The following is a 17,755-nucleotide window of genomic DNA, read 5'->3' as shown; positions in this document are numbered from 1 at the left end:
GCAGGCGGTGCCGGTGCAGGCGGTGCCGGTGCAGGCGGTGCCGGCGCAGGCGGTGCCGGTGCAGGCGGTGCCGGTGCAGGCGGTGCCGGCGCAGGCGGTGCCGGTGCAGGCGGTCACGGCGCAGGCGGAAACGGCGCAGGCGGCGCGGGCGCAGGTGGTGCCGGTGCAGGTGGTGCGGGCGCAGGCGGAGCCGGTGCAGGCGGCGCGGGCGCAGGCGGTGCCGGTGCAGGCGGCGCGGGCGCAGGCGGTGCCGGTGCAGGCGGTCACGGCGCAAGTGGAAACGGCGCAAGTGGAAACGGCGCAGGTGGAAACGGCGCAGGTGGAAACGGCGCAGGCGGAAACGGCGCAGGCGGTCACGGCGGTGGTGGGAACGGCGGGGGCGGAAACGGCGGAGGCGGTCACGGCGGGGGCGGGTCGAGGTAATCGGCCGCCTTGTTTTCCACCGCCCCTTTTTGCGCAAGAGACAAAGGTCAGCGGCTACCAGACCGGTCACCCGATCGTGCAGAGCATGAAGCGCGAGATCCCATGCGGATATCCATCGCTCGAGCGGCCACTCCGGTGACTGTACGCGTCCGGCCACCCCGTTCCTGGCGACACTCGTGGATCGCTTTCCAAGTCGCTTCGTGAGGCTCGCTATGCTGCTTCCGGCTGCTCCGCCAGATGCAAGCCGTCGCGGCTCGTCTTGTGCGCGTCGATCAACCGATACACCGTTTCGCCCGGCACCGTCTCCGATTCGAGCAACTGGTCCGCAATGGCGCGCAGCACAGGTTCGTTGTCGCGCAGCAGCGCATAGCATGCGTCGTTCAGATCCTTGAGCAGGACGTTCGCGTGCTCGATGGCGCCCTTCATCTGCAAACCCGCGTACTGCGCGGGCAGCGCGGCCAGGCTGAACAGATCGCCGTCCGCGTTGAAGCCGAACTTCGACACCATGTCGAGGCTGATGCGCGAGGCTTCCTGCAAGTCCGACGCGGCACCGCTCGACGCCTCCGAGAACATCAGCAATTCGGCGTTGCGCCCGCCAAGCAGCACCTGAATCTCGTTGCGCATTTCCGTTTCGCGGTACAGGTGCTTGTCCTGGGTCTTCGTGATCAGCGCAACGCCCAATGCGCCGCCGCGCGGCAAAATCGTCACCTCTTCGAGGATGCCCGTGTCGAGCAGCGCGGCAACGAGTCCGTGTCCGGCTTCATGAACAGCAATACGGGTGCGTTCCTCTTCAGTAAGCGCGCGCTCCGCGCCATTGACATCGCCGATACGCGCAATCTTGATCGCTTCGACAAAGTGCTTCGCCGCGACCATCGTGTCGCCCGCCTTGCGCGCGACCAGCCCGGCCTGATTGACGACCATCGCGAGCGTTGCGGGCGACAGGCCCGTGGTCAGCCGCGCGAGCTGATTGAAATCGATATCCTCCGCCTTCGAGGTCAGCCGCTCCGCATAGAAGCGGATGATGTCCGCGCGATCGTCGAGATCGGGCAGACGCACCTGCACCGTGCGGTCGAAACGGCCAGGACGGCGCAACGCTTCGTCGAGATTGTCCGGATGATTCGTCGCCGCGACGATGATCACGCCCTCGTTCGATTCGAAGCCGTCCATCTCCGCGAGCAACTGGTTGATGACGCGATTGCTCTCGGCCTCGACGGGACCGCCGCCCGTATCGGTGCGCTTCGCGAGACCATCGGCTTCGTCGATGAAGATAACGGTGGGCGCGTTCTTGCGCGCGAGTTCGAACAGATGCTTGACCTTCTGAATGCCTACGCCGTAGTACTTCGCGCTGAAATAGCTGCCCGTGATCGAAATGAAGTTCGCCCCGCACTCGCCCGCAAGCGCCTGCGCGAGACGCGTCTTGCCGACGCCCGGGCCGCCCGTCATCAGGATGCCGCACGGCGCGCGCACACCCATTCCCGTGAACTGCTTCGGGTCGGTCAGATAGGCCTGTATGTCCGACAACGCGGCCTTCGCCTCGCCTGCGCCGATCACGTCCTCGAATGAAAGCGCGGGCGTTCTTTCGAGCAGACGCGCGCCGCTGGTCATTTCACGGCGCATGAACCACACGAGTCCGCCGATCAGCAACAGCGGCAGCAGTACGCTGATGGCGTCGCGGGCCTTGTCGAAAGCATCCATCCAGCGCGCGGAGCCCGTATGAATATCGGCATCCGGCAGGTACACCATCTGATACGGCGAATGCGCGTCCGCTTTCATTTCACCCAGCAGCAGCGCATTCGAGAACGCGCCGTTGTGATCGGTGACGTAGTACTTCGCGCCGTCTCCCGTCGACACGAGAATCGCATTCGGACTCACGCCGACTGCCGTGACGTTGTGCTCGCGAATGTCGCGCAGCATCTCCGACGCATCGCGCTCCTGATGTGTCCACGCCGACGCGTCCTTGCGCATTTCGCTCGCGACGCCCGTGAGTACCGGCGAGCCTTGCACGTTACGCTGATCGTGACGCAGATGCAGGAACGTCACGAGCGCCGCGAACGCCGTGGCCGTCACGCCGAGCATGACATAGCGGCCGTAGCGCGACCAGAACGTATTCTTTGCCGGTTTCATCAGTTGATTCCTAAAACGGGCCACATGGTGGCCGGCGCGTGTCGACGCGGATAAAAATAAAACGGAGCACGCGCGCGTGATGCGCGTAACGGGACTGGATTGGAATGTGGCCGCAGCCGCGAGCGAGGAAGGGACCAGTTCTTTAGTGCAATGACGTCGGTAAAAAAGACACGCTTATGCGTCCCTCTTTCAACCGCTGTGTGTCTATCGCATTATGCCCAGGCTTATGCCATTTCCAAAACGCCGGAAAAGGGCGTATTTAAGGGCTGATTCGCGCAATCGAACCGATTGGCCTTATAGAAGGCGCATTGCGGGAAGAAGTACCAATTGATGTTCGGATAGCAAAACACTTTTATCTTCGCAAGGCAGCGAAGACAGATCGCGGACATTGCATCCGCGCCAAGGCTCGTCACAGGAAGATCGGGCACAGACAAAGCGGAAAACGCTCCGCCTGTGCCCGACAACGTCAACGTCTCACGACACCCATGAGCAACGTGACGATGAAGATGACGAGGAACAGGAAGAACAGGATCTTCGCGATGCCGGCCGCTCCCGCTGCAATTCCGCCGAAGCCGAACACCGCAGCGATCAGCGCAATAACGAAGAAAACCAACGCGTAATAAAGCATGTTCCGACCTCCGTTGCTTGAGTGATGGTCCCGGGCTGCTTGCGCGGCGACGTCCCATCACCTGAGCAAGCCGTGTACCCGACAGCAGGCAACGGAGTCTCGATCGTAGGCGGGAAGCCTATGCGATGGCGGCAACCGCCGCGCGCAATCCGAGCAGATAGCTGTCCACGCCGAACCCGCAAATCTGCCCCTTCACGATTTCCGCGAAAACCGACTGATGACGAAACGGCTCGCGCGCATGAATGTTCGACATATGAATCTCGACGACAGGGACGGTCAGAATCGCGAGCGCATCGCGGATTCCGTAGCTGTAGTGCGTCCACGCGCCCGCGTTGATCAGCACGGCGTCGGCGCCGTCAGTGAATGCCTGGTGAATGCGCTCGCACATGTCGCCTTCATGATTGGTCTGATAGCTGTCGACCTCGACATTCAACTCGCGTCCCAGCGCCCGCAATGCATCGTCGATTTCGGCGAGCGTCACCGTGCCGTACTGCACCGGATCGCGCTTGCCGAACATGTTGTGGTTGATCCCATGCAGCATCAGTACTTTTTTCATGTTTCCTCCGTTGGTTCGAAATCAGCGCGTCAGACCGTCGCGCTGCCCCGAGTATCGACGATCGCGCCGGTTCGGGCCGATTCCGCGATGGCTTCTGTAATGCGCAGGTTCCGCAGGCCATCGTGCACGGTGACGAGCGGCTGTGCGCCGCCTTCGATCACGTCGCAGAAGTGATCCAGTTGCCGCTCGAGCGGGTCCGTGCGCCCGACGCTCGCAACCGATACGTCGAACGGCTTCCACCACGAGCGCGCCTCCCTGGTAGCGTAGGTCTTCAGGCGCATCGTAGGCACGGACAACGAACCCATATCGCCCGCGATCACATAGCAGTCTTCGTCGTCGTAGGACGCATAGCTCTTGTTTTCCTGCGAGGTCTGCTCCCAGCTGCGCGGCGACGCGGCCGTATCCGACAACAGAAACGTGCCGAGCGCGCCATTCTCGAAACGCAGATTGATCGCCACGGTATCTTCGACGGCAAACCCGCGCGCCGCATTCGACGCGAACGCCTGCACCGCGACGATCTCGCCGCACAGCGAACGCAGATTGCCGATCTCGTGAATCATGTTGAGGAGGATGGGTCCGCCGCCCGCTTCGCGCCGCCACGGCGCGGCGTCGAAGTAATCGTCGGGTTTGAAGAACATGGCGCTGCCCATCACGCCGACAACTTTCCCGATCCGCCCTTCTCTGATGATCTCGCGCGCTTTCGCGAGAATCGGGCTGTGCGCGCGATGATGGCCGACCAGAAGCGGCACGCCCGCCGTATCAGCCGAGGCGCGCAGGCGCTCGCCTGCATCGAGAGTATGCGCGACGGGCTTCTCGATCAGCGCGGCAACGCGCGCGCCGATGCATTCGAGCGCCTGCTCGACATGCAACTGGTTCGGCGTCGCGAGCACCACGCCATCGGGACGGCTGGCGGCGAACAGTTCGCCGAGGGTGCGAAAGAGCGGCACGTCGGCGTGGTTCGCCACATCTCGCGCGGCGGGGCCCGGATCGACGATCGCCGACAGACGGCAACGCGGATTCTGCTGGATCAGTTCGATGTGGCGTCGGCCAATCAAGCCGGCGCCGGCGACGGCAAGCTGCAGTTGTCTCATGATTTCGTCGTGTTATCGCCCAGGATTGGACGTCTTCGTGAATTCCGACTAGATTACTCGTGCCGATCACCAACACAATGCAGCCAAATGGAAAATCATAATGCGCTATTAGCCAATAATGACGGCTTCCTGCGCGACCTGCAGTTGTTCTGCACCGTTGCCCGCCGCGCGAGCTTCATCACCGCGTCGACCGAAATGGGCATCTCGCCTTCGCATGTGAGCAAGCGCATCGCGTTGCTCGAAAAGAGTCTGGGCGTGAAGCTGTTCTTGCGCACGACCCGCCGCGTCAGCGTGACGAGCGACGGCGAAGCGGCGTTCCAGTGGGCGCAGAAAATCCTCGACGACGTGCAAGGCATGTCCGACGCCTTCGCCGGGCTAAAGAGCGATCCGCGCGGCGTGATCCGCATCAGCACGAGCCTGCGCCTCGGCCGCGATCACGTATCGCCGATTCTCATGCTGTTGAGACAGCGCTATGCCGCACTCGAAATCTGGCTCGAACTGCTCGACCGGCGCGTCGATCTCGTCGGCGAAAACTTCGATATCGACGTACGGGTCGGCAACATCCAGGAGCCGCATCTGATCGCGCACAAGATCGTCGACAGCGCGCGCATCCTGTGTGCGTCGCCCGCCTATCTGAAGCGGGCGGGGACGCCCCGCACGCTCGCCGATCTCGCGCAGCACGATTGCCTGATGTTTCGCGATCGCGACCAGCGCTTCGGCGTGTGGCGCCTGACGGGGCCGGACGGCGAGAAGTCGGTGAAGGTCACGGGCCCGATCGCGTCGAATCACAGCGACATCGTCCAGCGCTGGGCGCTCGAAGGCTATGGCGTGATCATGGCGTCGATCTGGGACGTCGCATCGAGCCTCGAATCGGGCGCGCTCGCGCGCGTGCTGCCGCAACATCATCAACCCGCCGATGTCTGGGCCGTGACGTCGGCGCGCGCGTCATCGTCCGCGAAGATTCGCGTGTGCGTGGACTTTCTGAAGGAACAGTTGACGCGCGGGCCGCACGCGTTGAAAACGCGCGGCGTGGCCGGCTTCTGACAGAAACGTGCAGTGCCCGCTTCAGCGGCTTCAGCCTGCCGCACGCGGCGCAGGCCCGAGCCGTTCGGCAACGGCCGCACACGCGGCGCGCAACGGCTCGACATAGGTTTCCAATGGCGTGTCGCTGCGCCTGAACAGTGGAATGCTCACGCTGATACATGCAATGGGCAAGCCGTCCGCGGCGCGAATCGCGCATCCGTAGCAGAAGATCTGCGGTTCGTTTTCCTCGCGGTCTTCGGCGTAGCCGCGCTCGCGCGTCTCATCCAGTTCGTTGCGCAGCGCATCCGGCTCGACGATCGTATTCGCCGTGAAGCGCGTGAGCGTCACACCTTCGAGCAGCGCATCGCGCGCCGCATTGTCCAGCGCCGCCAGGTACGCCTTGCCGACCGAACTCGAATACAAGGTCACGCGCGTGCCGATGCGCGAGGCCATGCGCACCGCGTGCGGGCTTTCCAGTTTTTCGATGTAGACCATCTCGCTGCCGCTGCGCACGGCGAGGTGCACGGTTTCCTGCGTCGCGTCGCGCAGCGCCTGCAAGGCATCCGCCGCCGCGACGCGCACGTCCGAGCGTTCCCAGCTACGGCTGGCGAGCGTCATCAGGCGTGGCCCGAGCTCGAAGGTTCCGCCGCGCAGGCTTTCGACGACGAGACCTTCGGCCATCAACGCGCCGACGATCCGATACACCGTCGGACGTGGAAAGCCGCTCGCCGCCGCCAGTTGCGGCACGCTGGGCGCATCCTTCGCATCGGCGATCAACTGCAGCACCGACATGAACTTCGAAAAAGCGGCGGTGCCTGTGGCGCGTGCGGCTTCGAGCGCGTCGGCGGCGGGTGTCGGCATGGTCGTGTGAGGAGCGTTGATTGTGCAGGGCAAAGCGACGCGATTATAACGAGCCGCTGCGCCCCGCCATCAGGCGACCAGATATCCGCCGTCGACAGGCAGCACCGTGCCCGTGATGAACGACGCGCCCGGCGAGCAGAGAAAGGCGACGGCCGGGCCGATGTCGTCGGGCGAGCCCCAGCGTCCGAGCGGCGTGCGATCGAGGATCGCCTTCGAACGTTCGTCGTCGTGCTGCAGCGCGTGCGTCAGCGGCGTGGCGATCCAGCCCGGCGCCACCGCGTTCACGCGGATGCGGTCGGGCGCATATGCGATGGCGAGCGACTTCGTCAATTGCGCGACGCCGCCCTTGCTCGCGCTATAGCCCGGCACCAGCCCGCCGCCGAAAAAGCTCAGCATCGAAGCCGTGTTGACGATCGCGCCGCCCTGCGCGCGCAACAGCGGCCGCGCCGCCGCGCACGCGCGCATCGTGCCCGTGAGGTTCACGTCGATCACCTGCGCGAAGACCTCGGGGTCGAGTTCGTCGCCACGACGTATCACGCCCGCGCAATTGACCAGCATGTCGAGCGAAGGCAACGACGCGAACAGCGCGTCGACGCCCTCCTTCGATGCGACGTCGAGCGGCACCGCTTCGATGCCGTCGGCGGCGAGCGCGCTGCGTTGCTCGTCGGTCGGCGCGAGACCCGCCGCGATCACGCGTGCGCCGAGCGCCGCGAGCTGACGCGCGATGCCCGCGCCGATGCCTTGCGTGCCGCCCGTGACGACGGCCGTCTTGCCTGCAAACAGATCGTGTTGAAACGTCATATCGGTGAAGTTCAGGAGTGAGTCATGCGGGTTTCGGCTGCCGCGCCTTCGTCAGCGCGTTCGGCGATCGGCATGCGCACGACGAACATGTACACGAGCGCCGCCGCGAACGCGACGCCCGCGCTGATCAGGAACGCGTTGACGAACGAATGCGTCTTGTCGACCACCACGCCCGTGATGAACGGCGCGAACGAGCCGCCGAAATAGCCGCCGAAGTTCTGGATGCTGCCCAGCGACGCCACGAGGTGCCGCGGCGCGGCCACGCTGACGAGCGCCCATGCCGCGCCGCTCGCCAGGTTGACGAAGTACATCGCCAGAGAGAGATAGACGATCGCGAGCGTCAGCGTCGGCGTGAATGCGGCGGGCACCGTGAACACGGCCGCGCCGATCAGGCCGCAGCAGATCGGCCACTTGCGGCTGCGGATGGGCGCCATGCCGCGCGCCATCAGGCCATCGGCGACGAAGCCGCTCGACAGCATGCCGAGCGTGCCGAAGATGTACGGAATCGACACGACCCAGCCCGTCTTCGCGATGGTCAGATGCCGTTCGTGTTCGAGATACGCGGGCAGCCACGTGAGATACAGCCACACCATATAGATCACGCCCATGAAGCCGAAGATCATGCCCCACGTGGTCGCGGAACCGAACAGGCCGCGCCATTCCACGAACGTCATCTTGCGTTCCGCGCGCGCGAGCGGCTCTTCTTCCGTCAGATGCTTGACCTCGTGCGGTTCGAGCGCGATGTCGGCGCGATTGCGATAGATCATGTACCAGCCGATCGACACCGCAATCCCGAGCACGCCCATCACGACGAACATCCAGCGCCAGCCGAACGAGAGCAGCAGCACGGTGAGAATGGGCGGCGCGAGTGCCGGGCCGATCGTCGACGAGGTGGTGAAGATGCCCGTCGGGCGGCCACGTTCGCGCAGGGCATACCATTCGCTGACGACTTTCGCGCCCGCCGGAAATTGCGGCGCCTCGCCGATGCCGAGCGCGATGCGCGCCGCGAGAAACTGCGGCAACGTATGCACGAGGCCGCCGCACAGCTGCGCGCACGACCACACGAACATGCCCAGGCCGAGCATCACGCGCGCGCCGAAGCGGTCGAGCATCGCGCCGACGGGAAGCTGCGAAAATGCGTACGCAAACGAAAAGGCCGACAGCAGCAGCCCCATTTGCGACGCCGTCAAGCCCAGTTCGCCGCTCACCGAATGATTGGCGATGGAAAGCGTGCTGCGGTCCAGATAATTGACGATGCCCGCCAGCGTCAGGAACGTTAGCGCGACCCATTGAATGCGCCTGAGGCGCGGTGATTTCGCTTGCATGTGTCTGTCTCCTCCGTTGCTCTTGCGAGTCTGTGTGGAAGTCATTGCGTGAATGGCATGGTGTTTCCGGCAAATCAACAGCTAGCGCGTCCTCCAGAAAGATCGAACACCGCACCCGTGCTGAACGTGCACGACGACGAGCACAGCCACAGCGCCAATTCCGCGACCTCGTCGGGCTCCCCGAGGCGCTTCATCGGGCTCTTGTCGATCATGGTCTGCACGTGCGCGGGCGACATCTGTTCGAGCAGCGTCGTGCGCACCGCTGCCGGTGCGATCGCGTTGACGAGCACGCTGCCTCGCGCGAGTTCCTTGCCGAGCGACTTCGTCAGCGCCAGCACGCCCGCTTTCGCCGCGCTATACGCCGACGCATTCGGCGTGCCTTCCTTGCCCGCGAGCGACGCAATGTTGACGATGCGTGCGTCGCGCGCGCGGCGCAGCGTGGGCACCAGTTGCCGGCAAACGTTGAAGGTCCCCTTGAGGTTCACATCGACGATGCGCGACCATTCGGCGGGATCGTATTCGTCGAGCGGCATCGTCGGTCCCGCGTAGCCCGCGTTGTTGACGAGCACGTTCACGCCGCCGAAGCGTTCGAGCGTCGCCTGCGCAGCGCGCTCTACCGATGCGATGTCCGCGATATCGACGGCAAAGCACGCGATGCGCGGGCTATCGGTGAAAGAAGCCTGCGTATCGCGATCCCACACGGCAACCGATGCGCCGCATTCCGCGAGCCGGCGCGCGATCGCCGCGCCGATCCCGCGCGAGCCGCCCGTCACGACGGCCACTGCGCCCGCAAAGTCGTACGATGCGCGGCGCAAGTCGAGAGGCGCATTCACCGCTCACCTCACGAACTGGTCGACATAGTTCGCGCCGAGCCCGACGCGCTCGTAGTGCGCGCGGCACATGTCGAGCTTCGTGAACACGTCTTCGTAGCCGGTGTGATTGCCGTATGGGTCGCAGTAGTACATGACGCCGTTGACCTGGAAGTACGTGATCATCTCTTCGACGTCTTCGGGCACATAGAGCGTGTGCGTTTCGCCTGGCGGCTCGAACACGTAGCTGCCTTCCGTCGCGACCCAGTCGTGCTCCAGATAGCGCCAGCGCCCTTTGAGCACCATGCCGTGCACCGCCTGCGGATGGCGATGACGGCTCAGCACGCCCGACTTGCGCACGCGCAGCAGATTCATCCAGTAACCGCTCGACACGTTCAGACACAGCGGGCGGAACGAGACGTTCTCTCCCTGCGGCACCCAGACGCGTTCATCCTGCGGAATCGCCGACTCGACGACGATCTCGCGCAGCGCTTCGGGCGGATTGGGGAGTTGATAAGGCGTCATCGCGTCGACGCCGTTGGTTGGGGCTGTCATTGTGTCTCCGAAGATTTCATCCATATTATGGACTTGAAAATCGTATTATGGACACAATGGTCGAACGGATCGCATGCCGTGTCAAGCGTTGATTTCGGGATTGCGCACGCGTGGAGAAAAGACCGGACCGCTGCTCAACGAAGCGTTTCAGCCGCGCTTTCCGTCGCGCCGCCGATGCGCGTTTCGAGAAAACGCAGCAGCGCTTTCACCTTGCTCGAATGACGGCGATTGGGCAGATACGCGGCATAGACGACGGCCTCGCCGTTCTGCGGCGTCACGTCGTAATCGGTGAAGAGGCGCATCAGACGTCCCGCGTCGATCTCGTGATTGACGAGCCAGTCCGGCAACAGCGCCAGCCCTTGCCCGGCGAGCGCGGCTTCGACCAGCATCTCCAGGCTGTTGGAAATGAGCCGTCCGCGCACATCGATACGTTCGTGTTCCGCGTCGCGGCTGAACGTCCACACCTGGCGCGCGCGATAACTGCCGCCGTATGCGATGCGCAGACATTCGTGCCCGGCGAGCGCGGCGGGGGTCGGCGGCGTGCCTGCGCGTTGCAGATAGTCGTGGCTTGCGACGAGATAGCGCGGATTGTCCGCGAGTTTCTTCACGACGAGATTCGGATCGCGCGACAGCAGACCGATGCGCACGGCGACGTCGATGCGATCGAGGGCGAGGTCTGCGTAGTGATCGGCGACGACGACATCGAGCGCGACGCGCGGATACTCGGCGAGAAACGCGGCGAGATGCGGCGCGAGCCGCATGCGGTTGTATGCGGACGGCACGGTGATGCGCAGCGCGCCGACGGGTGCAGCGCCGCTGTCGAGAATGCTCTCGTCGGCCTCGGCGAGATCGTCGAGCACTTTGGATATCTGCTCGACGTAGGCGGTGCCTGCATCCGTCAGGCTGACCTTACGCGGCGTGCGGGTGAGCAGGGCTGTGCCGAGCGATGCTTCGAGCGCGTCCATCAGCCGCGTGACCGACGACGTGGCGACGCCGAGGCGCTGTGCGGCGCGGGCGAAACCGCCTGCATCGGCGACTTCGAGCAATGTGTTCAACGCGAGGAGTTTGTCCATGCGGGGGATTATGCCGATGATGGCGAATGCGTTCTATGCAACGGACGTTTGCGTTTTGTGTCTATTCAAGCTTCGCGGCGTAGAGGTTAATCTCTGTTTGTGGAATTTGCGGTCGGTGTTCGGTGTGGTCGGGTTTGTGGTGGGATCCGCGATTTGGCGTTTTCGCTGGCATCCGCGAATTGTTAGCGTGCGTCAAGCGTTGCCCCTGTGCGGGGCGGCACCTACTTTTCTTTGCCGCCGCAAAGAAAAGTAGGCAAAAGAAAGCGGCTCACACCGCCAATTCTTGACCTTTGTCCACGGGCCCCCGACGTCCCCACGCTTCACACGGCAACTTGCTGATTAATGCCCGTTGCCAACGCTTCGAATGAACGCCTCACCCGCTTCGGATACCCGTACCCGGTCAAGCGTCAGCGAATGGTATGTGCCGCCCAGGTGGCAAACTGTGTGTAGGTTTTCCTGACATACACGTTAGCGCTCTTACAGGGTGGCGCGCGTGCGCAATCGGTCTGGAGTGAAGCATGTGGAGCACCGAGGGCCTACACACAGTTTGCCACCTAGGCGACCGTGGACTGTCTGGCAGGGCATAGCGTGACGCGGGAGCGTGAAGCGCGTGAGGCGCCCAGCAAGAGCGCTGGCAACGGGCATGCATCATGTGGTTGCCGAGTGAAGCGTGGGGACGTTGGGGGCCCGTGGGCAAAGGTCAAGGGCTGGCGGTGTGAGCCGCTTTCTTTTGCCTACTTTTCTTTGCGGCGGCAAAGAAAAGTAGGTGCCGCCCCGCACAGGGGCGACGCGTGAGGCTAGATAACGCATCGCGGATGCCAGCGAAAAAAACACCAAACCGCGGATGCCAACGCAAACACCAAACCGCGGATGCCAACGCAAAAACAACCACACCCACTAACCTTTCGAATACACGCCGCGCGCACTGTTCCCTGCAATTCGCTATGCTGCCCAGCAACACAGAAAACGTCGACAACGCGCCCCCCAAGCATCCAGGTGATAGCCGTCAATCAGGCGAAAGAAATAGGAGCCAGCATGCCCAGCAGTACTTCGACGCTCGCACGCAGCGACACACCAGCCGCGCTCACGCGCGGCCTGATCGCGCTATTCGCATTCAGTTGCGGCGCGATCGTCGCCAACCTGTACTACGCGCAACCGATCACTGAACTGATCGCCCCGTCCATCCACATGTCGAGTAGCATGGCGAGCCTGATCGTCTCGCTCACCCAGATCGGCTACGCGCTCGGCCTGTTCTTCCTCGTGCCGCTAGGCGATCTGCTAGAAAACCGCAAGCTGATGATCACGACAGCGCTCGTATCGATTGCGAGCCTCGCGGCCGCGTCGTTCACGCATGCGCCGGGCGCATTTCTCGCAGTCTCGCTGCTGATCGGCTTCAGCTCCGTTGCAGTGCAGATCCTGATTCCGCTAGCCGCACATCTCGCGCCGGATGAAACGCGTGGACGCGTCGTAGGCACGATCATGGGCGGGCTGCTACTCGGCATCCTGCTGTCGCGGCCCATTTCGAGCGTCGTCGCCGGTCATTTCGGATGGCGTGTGGTGTTCGGCTCGGCCGCCGTGCTCATGGCAATCGTCACGACCGTGCTCGCGCTGACCATTCCAAAGCGCCAGCCCTCGCACCAGGCCACCTATCCGCAACTGATCGCATCGCTCGGCCATCTGCTGCGCACCATGCCCGTGCTGCGTCATCGCGCGCTGTATCAGGCGCTGATGTTCGGCTCGTTCAGCCTGTTCTGGACCGCCGTGCCCGTCGAGCTGACCCGGCATTACGGCCTGTCGCAGACGGCGATCGCCGTGTTCGCGCTGGTGGGCGCAATCGGCGCGACGTCGGCGCCCATCGCGGGCCGGCTCGCGGACGCAGGCCACACGGTGCGTGCGACGCTGATCGCGCTGGTGGTCGGCGCGCTCGCCTATACGCCAGGTCTGATCCATCCGGCGTGGGGCGTTGCCGGTCTCGTCGTGACGGGTGTCGTGCTCGACTTCGCGGTGCAGATGAACATGGTGCTCGGCCAGCGCGAAATCTACGCGCTGCACGCCGCGAGCCGCAACCGCTTGAACGCGCTGTATATGACGAGCATTTTCGTCGGTGGCGCGATCGGTTCGGCGCTCGCCAGCCCGCTGTACGATCACGGCGGCTGGACGCTGGTGGCAAGCGTCGCGACGGCTTTCCCAGTGATCGCGCTCGCACATTACCTCGTGATCGGCCGGCCGCATGCAGCAGGCCACGCATGAACACCTGAACGGCCTTTCTTTCGACAGCATCAACGACAACGGCGCGAACCGGCTCGACTGATCTGCCGGCTCGCGCCGTTTTGCCTGCAGCGTGCGAGTCGCTGGTGCGTTGGTTTCGCGTTGCTTTTGCGCCGCTTTTGCGCCGCTTGTGCGCGTTATTCGTGCGCGCCGAGCGGCTGCGGCAACGGCCCCGCTTCGTCCTCGTCCATCCGCGCGCTCTGCCCTGCTTTCAGCCGGGCACGCCTCGCCCACATCGCCGTCAGGATCGGTACGAGAATCGCGGTGACGAGGCACGCGGTGGCGACCATCGCCGTCGCTGCCGGCACCATCGGCTTGAAGCGCGGAATCATCTCGCCGATGATCGACGGATTGGCGACGGCCGCGCCCGCCGTCGACGATGCCGCCAGACCCGCCGCGCCATTGCCGCCCGCAATATAGCGGTCGGCGAGAATCAGCGGAATGCCCGTGATGACGATCACGCCGAGCCCGAGCAGCACGCCCGGAATGCCGCTCTTGACGATCACGTTCAGGTCGATGCCGTTGCCGAGCGCAAAGCCGAAGAACGGAATCAACGGCACCACGCAGCGGCCGAACAGTTCGCGCAGCGCGCTATCGAGATTGCCGAGCGTGAAGCCGATGACGAACGGCAGCACCGCGCCGATGAACAGCCGCGGCTCGAAGAACGCGACGCCCGTCGCGCCGAGAATAATCATGCTGACGAGCGGCCCCGATTCGATCGACATCAGCACGAACGCGCCCGCTTCTTCCTTCGTGCCGTACTGCTGCATCACGGCGGCATAGAGGCCGCCGTTGGTCATGTCCATCGAGGTCGTGATGGCCAGCACCGACAGCCCGGCGAACAGCCCCGTCTTGATGCCGTCTATAGGCAGCAGCGAAGACGCGACGATCGTCGCGAGCCACGCGACCAGCATCTTCGTGACGAGCAAAGTGCCCGATTTGCGCAGCACGGTGCCCGTGGCGCGCAGATCGATGGTCGCGCCCATGCAGAAGAACCAGACAGCGAGAATCGGCACGGTGCCCGTGATCAGGCCATTCGTGAACGACCCAAAATACTTGCCGGCGCCAGGCGCGAACGAATGCACGCACGCGCCGAGCAACAGCGGTATCAGCATGAGACCGCCCGGTACGCGGTCGATTACCTTCTTCAGTTTCATGTCTCCTCCATACGACGCCAGGCCGGTGATGGGAACGGCGGAAAGCTCCGGTATGGTCCGGCTACATCCACCTGTCCGCGGACTATAGCATCGACAAAGGAACGATGTTCCGTTTTTGTCGTCACGCAGATTAATCGTTTACCCTGCTATAACAGTTCATCTCCCCGCAATATGAAAATCTGGCGTTTTCCATATTTCGGACCGGCGTTCCGATTATGCTAGACTGCGCGCACAATCAACCCTGAGGCGGCGTCCAGCGTGCCGCCCGGCAGTGGAGGAGACATGAAAGTCAGGCAGAGCATCAACAGCGAGTACGCAAAAACGCTCGACACGGCAGGCCTCAGAAAAGAGTTTCTGGTCGAGAAAGTGTTCGAGCCGGATGCGCTCGCGCTCACGTATAGCCATATCGACCGGATCATCGTCGGCGGCGCGTTTCCGCAGACGCGCGCCGTCGAAGTGCCCAGCTCGCTCGGCAAGTCGATCGGCGTCGGCTATCTGCTGGAGCGGCGCGAACTCGGCGCGATCAATATCGGCGGTGACGGTTGGGTCGAGGCGGACGGCAAGCGCTTCGTGGTGCGCAACGAGGAAGCGATCTACGTCGGCAAGGGCACGCAGTCGCTGACCTTCGGCAGCGAGGATGCCGCGCATCCCGCGAAGTTCTACCTGAACTGCGCGCCCGCGCAGGCCACGTATCCGACGCGCACCATCACGCTCGCCGAGGCAGCGCCGCAAACGCTCGGCGATCCCGCTACGAGCAATCGCCGCACGATCTACAAGTTCATCGTTCCCGAAGTGCTGCCCACCTGCCAGCTGTCGATGGGCATGACGAAGCTCGAACCCGGCAGCCTCTGGAACACGATGCCTTGCCACACACACGAGCGGCGCATGGAGGTCTATTTCTACTTCAACGTCGCCGACGATGCCGCCGTCTTCCACATGCTCGGCGAGCCGCAGGAGACGCGGCACATTCTCGTGCACAACGAGCAGGCCGTGATCTCGCCGAGCTGGTCGATTCACTCGGGCGTCGGCACGCGCGCCTATACGTTCATCTGGGGCATGGTCGGCGAGAACCAGGTGTTCAGCGACATGGACCATCTCGCCGTGCGCGATCTGCGCTGAATGCAACGCAGGCTTTCATCGAACAGGAATCGCGCATGACTTCATACCCTTCGCAACCTTTGCGTCCCTTCGATCTCAGCGGCAAGGTCGCGCTCGTCACGGGCAGCAACACGGGGCTCGGCGCGGGCATGGCGCGCGCGCTCGCGGCCGCGGGCTGCGACATCGTCGGCGTGAGCCGTTCGGACGACAGCGACACCGCGCAACAGGTGAAGGCGCTGGGCCGGCGCTATGTCGGCGTGAGCGCCGACCTGTCGGACATCGCGCCCGTCGACGACATCGTGCGCGCGGCGCTCGAAGCCTGCGGGCGCATCGACGTGCTGGTGAACAACGCGGGCATCATCCGGCGCGCGGACGCGCTCACGTTCAGCGAGGACGACTGGGACGCGGTGATGAACGTGAACCTGAAGAGCGCGTTCTTTCTGGCGCAGGCCGTTGCGCGCCATTACGTCGAACGGGAGCAGCGCGGCAAGATCATCAACGTCGCGTCGATGCTGTCGTTCCAGGGCGGCATCCGCGTCGCGTCGTACACGTCGTCGAAAAGCGGCATGCTCGGACTCACGCGCCTGCTTGCCAACGAATGGGCCGCGCGCGGCATCAACGTGAATGCGATCGCGCCGGGCTACATGGCGACGGCGAACACGGCGGCGCTGCGCGACGACGAGCAGCGCAACAGCGAGATCGTCGCGCGCATTCCGGCGGGACGCTGGGGCACGCCTGACGATCTCGCGGGGCCCGTCGTGTTTCTGGCGTCGCCGGCTTCGGACTATGTGCACGGCCATACGCTCGCTGTCGACGGCGGCTGGCTCGCGCGGTGATGTGATTTGATGTGAATTGCGCGGCGCACGCGGTATATTTCGGCGATCAGAAACATCGTTGTGGAAGGACGCTGCGGGCAACCGCTGCGCAGAGACTATGGCAGCCATCGACAAACTCAAGACCACGGCCGCCGCGCCCCGCAAGCGCGCCGCCGCCCCGCCCGCGTCCGACGCGGACGCCGCCGACAAAGGCGAATCGCTGTCGTCGATCGCGCGCGTGTTCGCGATTCTCGGCGCGATTGGCGACAGCGGGCAGATTGGCATCAGCGAGCTGTCGCAACGGCTTTCGCTGTCGAAGACGACGGTGCATCGCGTGCTGCAGACGCTCAGGGCGCTTGGGTATGTGACGCAAGAGGTCGAGACCGAGCGGTATCGCCTGACCATCCGCCTGTTCGAACTGGGCGCGAAGGCGCTGGAAAGCGTCGATCTCGTGCGCGAGGCCGACATCGAAATGCGGCGCATTGCGGGCGCGACGCGTGAGGCCGTGCATCTCGGCACATTCGACGAAGACGCGATTATCTATATTCACAAGATCGACGCCGACTATGGATTGCGGATGCAGTCGCGCATTGGGCGGCGCAATCCGTTGCATAGCACGGCGATTGGCAAGGTGTTGCTGGCGTGGATGGAGCCTGCTGAAGCGCGCGAGGTGTTGTCGCATGTCGAGTTTCGCAAGTCGACGGCGAAGACGCTGGCCTCAGCCGATGCCGTGATGAGCATTTTGCCGCAAGTGCGGGCGCAGGGTTATGGCGAGGATATCGAGGAGCAGGAAGAAGGCTTGCGATGTCTGGCTGTGCCTGTGTTCGATCGATTCGGGCGTGTGATTGCGGGGCTTTCTGTGTCGTTTCCGACCATGCGGTGCGGGGCTGATACCAGGTTGCATTACGTGGGTTTGCTCAAGGCTGCAGGGGCTGCTGTGTCGGCGCGCCTCGGGTATCGTGAGCAGGCGCAGGAGGCGGCTGAGGTCACGCATCCGGGATGAGGGAGGAAGGCGCCTTTGCGGCGCGGGCGGTCTGGTTCTGTATCCGCGATGCGGTGGTGTTGTGCGAGCGGTTTGGTTGTTGTGGGGTTTGCCGGGCCTATCCGTCATTTTGTGGGCGAGGCATATCATGAGAGGTAAAAGTCAT

At 63.9% G+C, this 17,755-nt stretch carries 16 protein-coding genes and 1 pseudogene; 6 read left to right on the top strand and 11 right to left on the bottom strand.

Going from position 1 to position 17,755, the window contains the following annotated elements:
- Positions 1 to 562, top strand: a pseudogene (locus tag KFO72_RS36785) (hypothetical protein); the annotation flags it as partial.
- Between the two features lie 71 nt (positions 563 to 633).
- On the opposite strand, the gene KFO72_RS36780 reads toward KFO72_RS36785, so the two are convergent.
- From KFO72_RS36780 to KFO72_RS36765, 4 genes are all read right to left on the bottom strand, one after another.
- Positions 634 to 2,547: an AAA family ATPase gene (locus tag KFO72_RS36780; protein WP_062918174.1), complete on the bottom strand. Its 1,914-nt coding sequence runs from the start codon at positions 2,545 to 2,547 to the stop codon at positions 634 to 636.
- A gap of 466 nt (positions 2,548 to 3,013) precedes the next feature.
- On the bottom strand, positions 3,014 to 3,175 hold the full coding sequence (locus KFO72_RS36775; protein ID WP_035993948.1) for a DUF1328 domain-containing protein: 162 nt from the start codon (positions 3,173 to 3,175) through the stop codon (positions 3,014 to 3,016).
- A gap of 118 nt (positions 3,176 to 3,293) precedes the next feature.
- Complete coding sequence (gene aroQ, locus KFO72_RS36770; protein ID WP_054932390.1) at positions 3,294 to 3,731, bottom strand: type II 3-dehydroquinate dehydratase; 438 nt, start codon at positions 3,729 to 3,731, stop codon at positions 3,294 to 3,296.
- A gap of 29 nt (positions 3,732 to 3,760) precedes the next feature.
- Complete coding sequence (locus KFO72_RS36765; RefSeq protein ID WP_225034144.1) at positions 3,761 to 4,822, bottom strand: Gfo/Idh/MocA family protein; 1,062 nt, start codon at positions 4,820 to 4,822, stop codon at positions 3,761 to 3,763.
- Between the two features lie 87 nt (positions 4,823 to 4,909).
- On the opposite strand from KFO72_RS36765, the gene KFO72_RS36760 reads away from it, so the two are divergent.
- Complete coding sequence (locus tag KFO72_RS36760; protein ID WP_054932392.1) at positions 4,910 to 5,866, top strand: LysR family transcriptional regulator; 957 nt, start codon at positions 4,910 to 4,912, stop codon at positions 5,864 to 5,866.
- Positions 5,867 to 5,896: 30 nt separating this feature from the next.
- Here KFO72_RS36760 and KFO72_RS36755 read toward each other — a convergent pair whose 3' ends face one another.
- The 6 genes from KFO72_RS36755 to KFO72_RS36730 all read right to left on the bottom strand — a co-directional run bounded on the left by KFO72_RS36755 (position 5,897) and on the right by KFO72_RS36730 (position 11,269).
- Positions 5,897 to 6,706 carry an IclR family transcriptional regulator gene (locus KFO72_RS36755; protein ID WP_054932393.1) on the bottom strand — a complete coding sequence of 270 codons (810 nt, stop codon included), beginning with the start codon at positions 6,704 to 6,706 and terminating at the stop codon, positions 5,897 to 5,899.
- A gap of 69 nt (positions 6,707 to 6,775) precedes the next feature.
- Positions 6,776 to 7,507 (bottom strand): SDR family NAD(P)-dependent oxidoreductase, encoded by a 732-nt coding sequence (locus KFO72_RS36750; RefSeq protein WP_225034143.1) that lies wholly within the window; start codon positions 7,505 to 7,507, stop codon positions 6,776 to 6,778.
- A gap of 11 nt (positions 7,508 to 7,518) precedes the next feature.
- Positions 7,519 to 8,832: an MFS transporter gene (locus KFO72_RS36745; protein WP_054932395.1), complete on the bottom strand. Its 1,314-nt coding sequence runs from the start codon at positions 8,830 to 8,832 to the stop codon at positions 7,519 to 7,521.
- A 74-nt stretch (positions 8,833 to 8,906) separates the two neighbouring features.
- On the bottom strand, positions 8,907 to 9,665 hold the full coding sequence (locus KFO72_RS36740) for an SDR family NAD(P)-dependent oxidoreductase (protein ID WP_225034142.1): 759 nt from the start codon (positions 9,663 to 9,665) through the stop codon (positions 8,907 to 8,909).
- A 3-nt stretch (positions 9,666 to 9,668) separates the two neighbouring features.
- Positions 9,669 to 10,196 (bottom strand): 2,4'-dihydroxyacetophenone dioxygenase family protein, encoded by a 528-nt coding sequence (locus tag KFO72_RS36735; protein ID WP_054932398.1) that lies wholly within the window; start codon positions 10,194 to 10,196, stop codon positions 9,669 to 9,671.
- A 134-nt stretch (positions 10,197 to 10,330) separates the two neighbouring features.
- Positions 10,331 to 11,269, bottom strand: coding sequence for a LysR family transcriptional regulator (locus KFO72_RS36730; protein ID WP_225034141.1), 939 nt, complete (start codon positions 11,267 to 11,269; stop codon positions 10,331 to 10,333).
- Between the two features lie 1,035 nt (positions 11,270 to 12,304).
- On the opposite strand from KFO72_RS36730, the gene KFO72_RS36725 reads away from it, so the two are divergent.
- Positions 12,305 to 13,519, top strand: coding sequence for an MFS transporter (locus KFO72_RS36725; protein WP_107204181.1), 1,215 nt, complete (start codon positions 12,305 to 12,307; stop codon positions 13,517 to 13,519).
- 155 nt (positions 13,520 to 13,674) lie between these two features.
- On the opposite strand, the gene kdgT is transcribed toward KFO72_RS36725, so the two are convergent.
- Positions 13,675 to 14,694, bottom strand: a complete 1,020-nt coding sequence (kdgT, locus tag KFO72_RS36720) for a 2-keto-3-deoxygluconate transporter (protein WP_054932400.1) — start codon at positions 14,692 to 14,694, stop codon at positions 13,675 to 13,677.
- A gap of 282 nt (positions 14,695 to 14,976) precedes the next feature.
- Here kdgT and kduI point away from each other — a divergent pair, with 282 nt between their 5' ends.
- The 3 genes from kduI (at position 14,977) to kdgR (ending at position 17,610) form a co-directional block, all read left to right on the top strand.
- Complete coding sequence (gene kduI / locus KFO72_RS36715) at positions 14,977 to 15,813, top strand: 5-dehydro-4-deoxy-D-glucuronate isomerase (RefSeq protein ID WP_225034140.1); 837 nt, start codon at positions 14,977 to 14,979, stop codon at positions 15,811 to 15,813.
- A gap of 35 nt (positions 15,814 to 15,848) precedes the next feature.
- Positions 15,849 to 16,628: a 2-dehydro-3-deoxy-D-gluconate 5-dehydrogenase KduD gene (kduD, locus tag KFO72_RS36710; RefSeq protein ID WP_225034139.1), complete on the top strand. Its 780-nt coding sequence runs from the start codon at positions 15,849 to 15,851 to the stop codon at positions 16,626 to 16,628.
- Positions 16,629 to 16,725: 97 nt separating this feature from the next.
- On the top strand, positions 16,726 to 17,610 hold the full coding sequence (gene kdgR / locus KFO72_RS36705; protein WP_054932403.1) for a DNA-binding transcriptional regulator KdgR: 885 nt from the start codon (positions 16,726 to 16,728) through the stop codon (positions 17,608 to 17,610).
- The last annotated feature ends 145 nt before the right edge of the window (positions 17,611 to 17,755 follow it).

It is taken from the genome of Paraburkholderia sp. XV (genome assembly GCF_020177535.1).
Lineage (GTDB): Bacteria > Pseudomonadota > Gammaproteobacteria > Burkholderiales > Burkholderiaceae > Paraburkholderia > Paraburkholderia caribensis.
Note: the sequence above shows the minus strand (reverse complement) of the source record. Positions and strands in the feature narration are given on the sequence as shown.

What these genes read in the sequence shown, in the direction of transcription:
- kduI (WP_225034140.1), top strand. Translation starts at nt 14,977, where the DNA reads ATGAAAGTCAGGCAGAGCATCAACAGCGAGTACGCAAAAACGCTCGAC.
- KFO72_RS36730 (WP_225034141.1), bottom strand. Translation starts at nt 11,269, where the DNA reads ATGGACAAACTCCTCGCGTTGAACACATTGCTCGAAGTCGCCGATGCA.
- kdgR (WP_054932403.1), top strand. Translation starts at nt 16,726, where the DNA reads ATGGCAGCCATCGACAAACTCAAGACCACGGCCGCCGCGCCCCGCAAG.
- KFO72_RS36750 (WP_225034143.1), bottom strand. Translation starts at nt 7,507, where the DNA reads ATGACGTTTCAACACGATCTGTTTGCAGGCAAGACGGCCGTCGTCACG.
- kdgT (WP_054932400.1), bottom strand. Translation starts at nt 14,694, where the DNA reads ATGAAACTGAAGAAGGTAATCGACCGCGTACCGGGCGGTCTCATGCTG.
- KFO72_RS36745 (WP_054932395.1), bottom strand. Translation starts at nt 8,832, where the DNA reads ATGCAAGCGAAATCACCGCGCCTCAGGCGCATTCAATGGGTCGCGCTA.
- KFO72_RS36755 (WP_054932393.1), bottom strand. Translation starts at nt 6,706, where the DNA reads ATGCCGACACCCGCCGCCGACGCGCTCGAAGCCGCACGCGCCACAGGC.
- KFO72_RS36735 (WP_054932398.1), bottom strand. Translation starts at nt 10,196, where the DNA reads ATGACAGCCCCAACCAACGGCGTCGACGCGATGACGCCTTATCAACTC.
- aroQ (WP_054932390.1), bottom strand. Translation starts at nt 3,731, where the DNA reads ATGAAAAAAGTACTGATGCTGCATGGGATCAACCACAACATGTTCGGC.
- KFO72_RS36725 (WP_107204181.1), top strand. Translation starts at nt 12,305, where the DNA reads ATGCCCAGCAGTACTTCGACGCTCGCACGCAGCGACACACCAGCCGCG.
- kduD (WP_225034139.1), top strand. Translation starts at nt 15,849, where the DNA reads ATGACTTCATACCCTTCGCAACCTTTGCGTCCCTTCGATCTCAGCGGC.
- KFO72_RS36760 (WP_054932392.1), top strand. Translation starts at nt 4,910, where the DNA reads ATGGAAAATCATAATGCGCTATTAGCCAATAATGACGGCTTCCTGCGC.
- KFO72_RS36775 (WP_035993948.1), bottom strand. Translation starts at nt 3,175, where the DNA reads ATGCTTTATTACGCGTTGGTTTTCTTCGTTATTGCGCTGATCGCTGCG.
- KFO72_RS36780 (WP_062918174.1), bottom strand. Translation starts at nt 2,547, where the DNA reads ATGAAACCGGCAAAGAATACGTTCTGGTCGCGCTACGGCCGCTATGTC.
- KFO72_RS36765 (WP_225034144.1), bottom strand. Translation starts at nt 4,822, where the DNA reads ATGAGACAACTGCAGCTTGCCGTCGCCGGCGCCGGCTTGATTGGCCGA.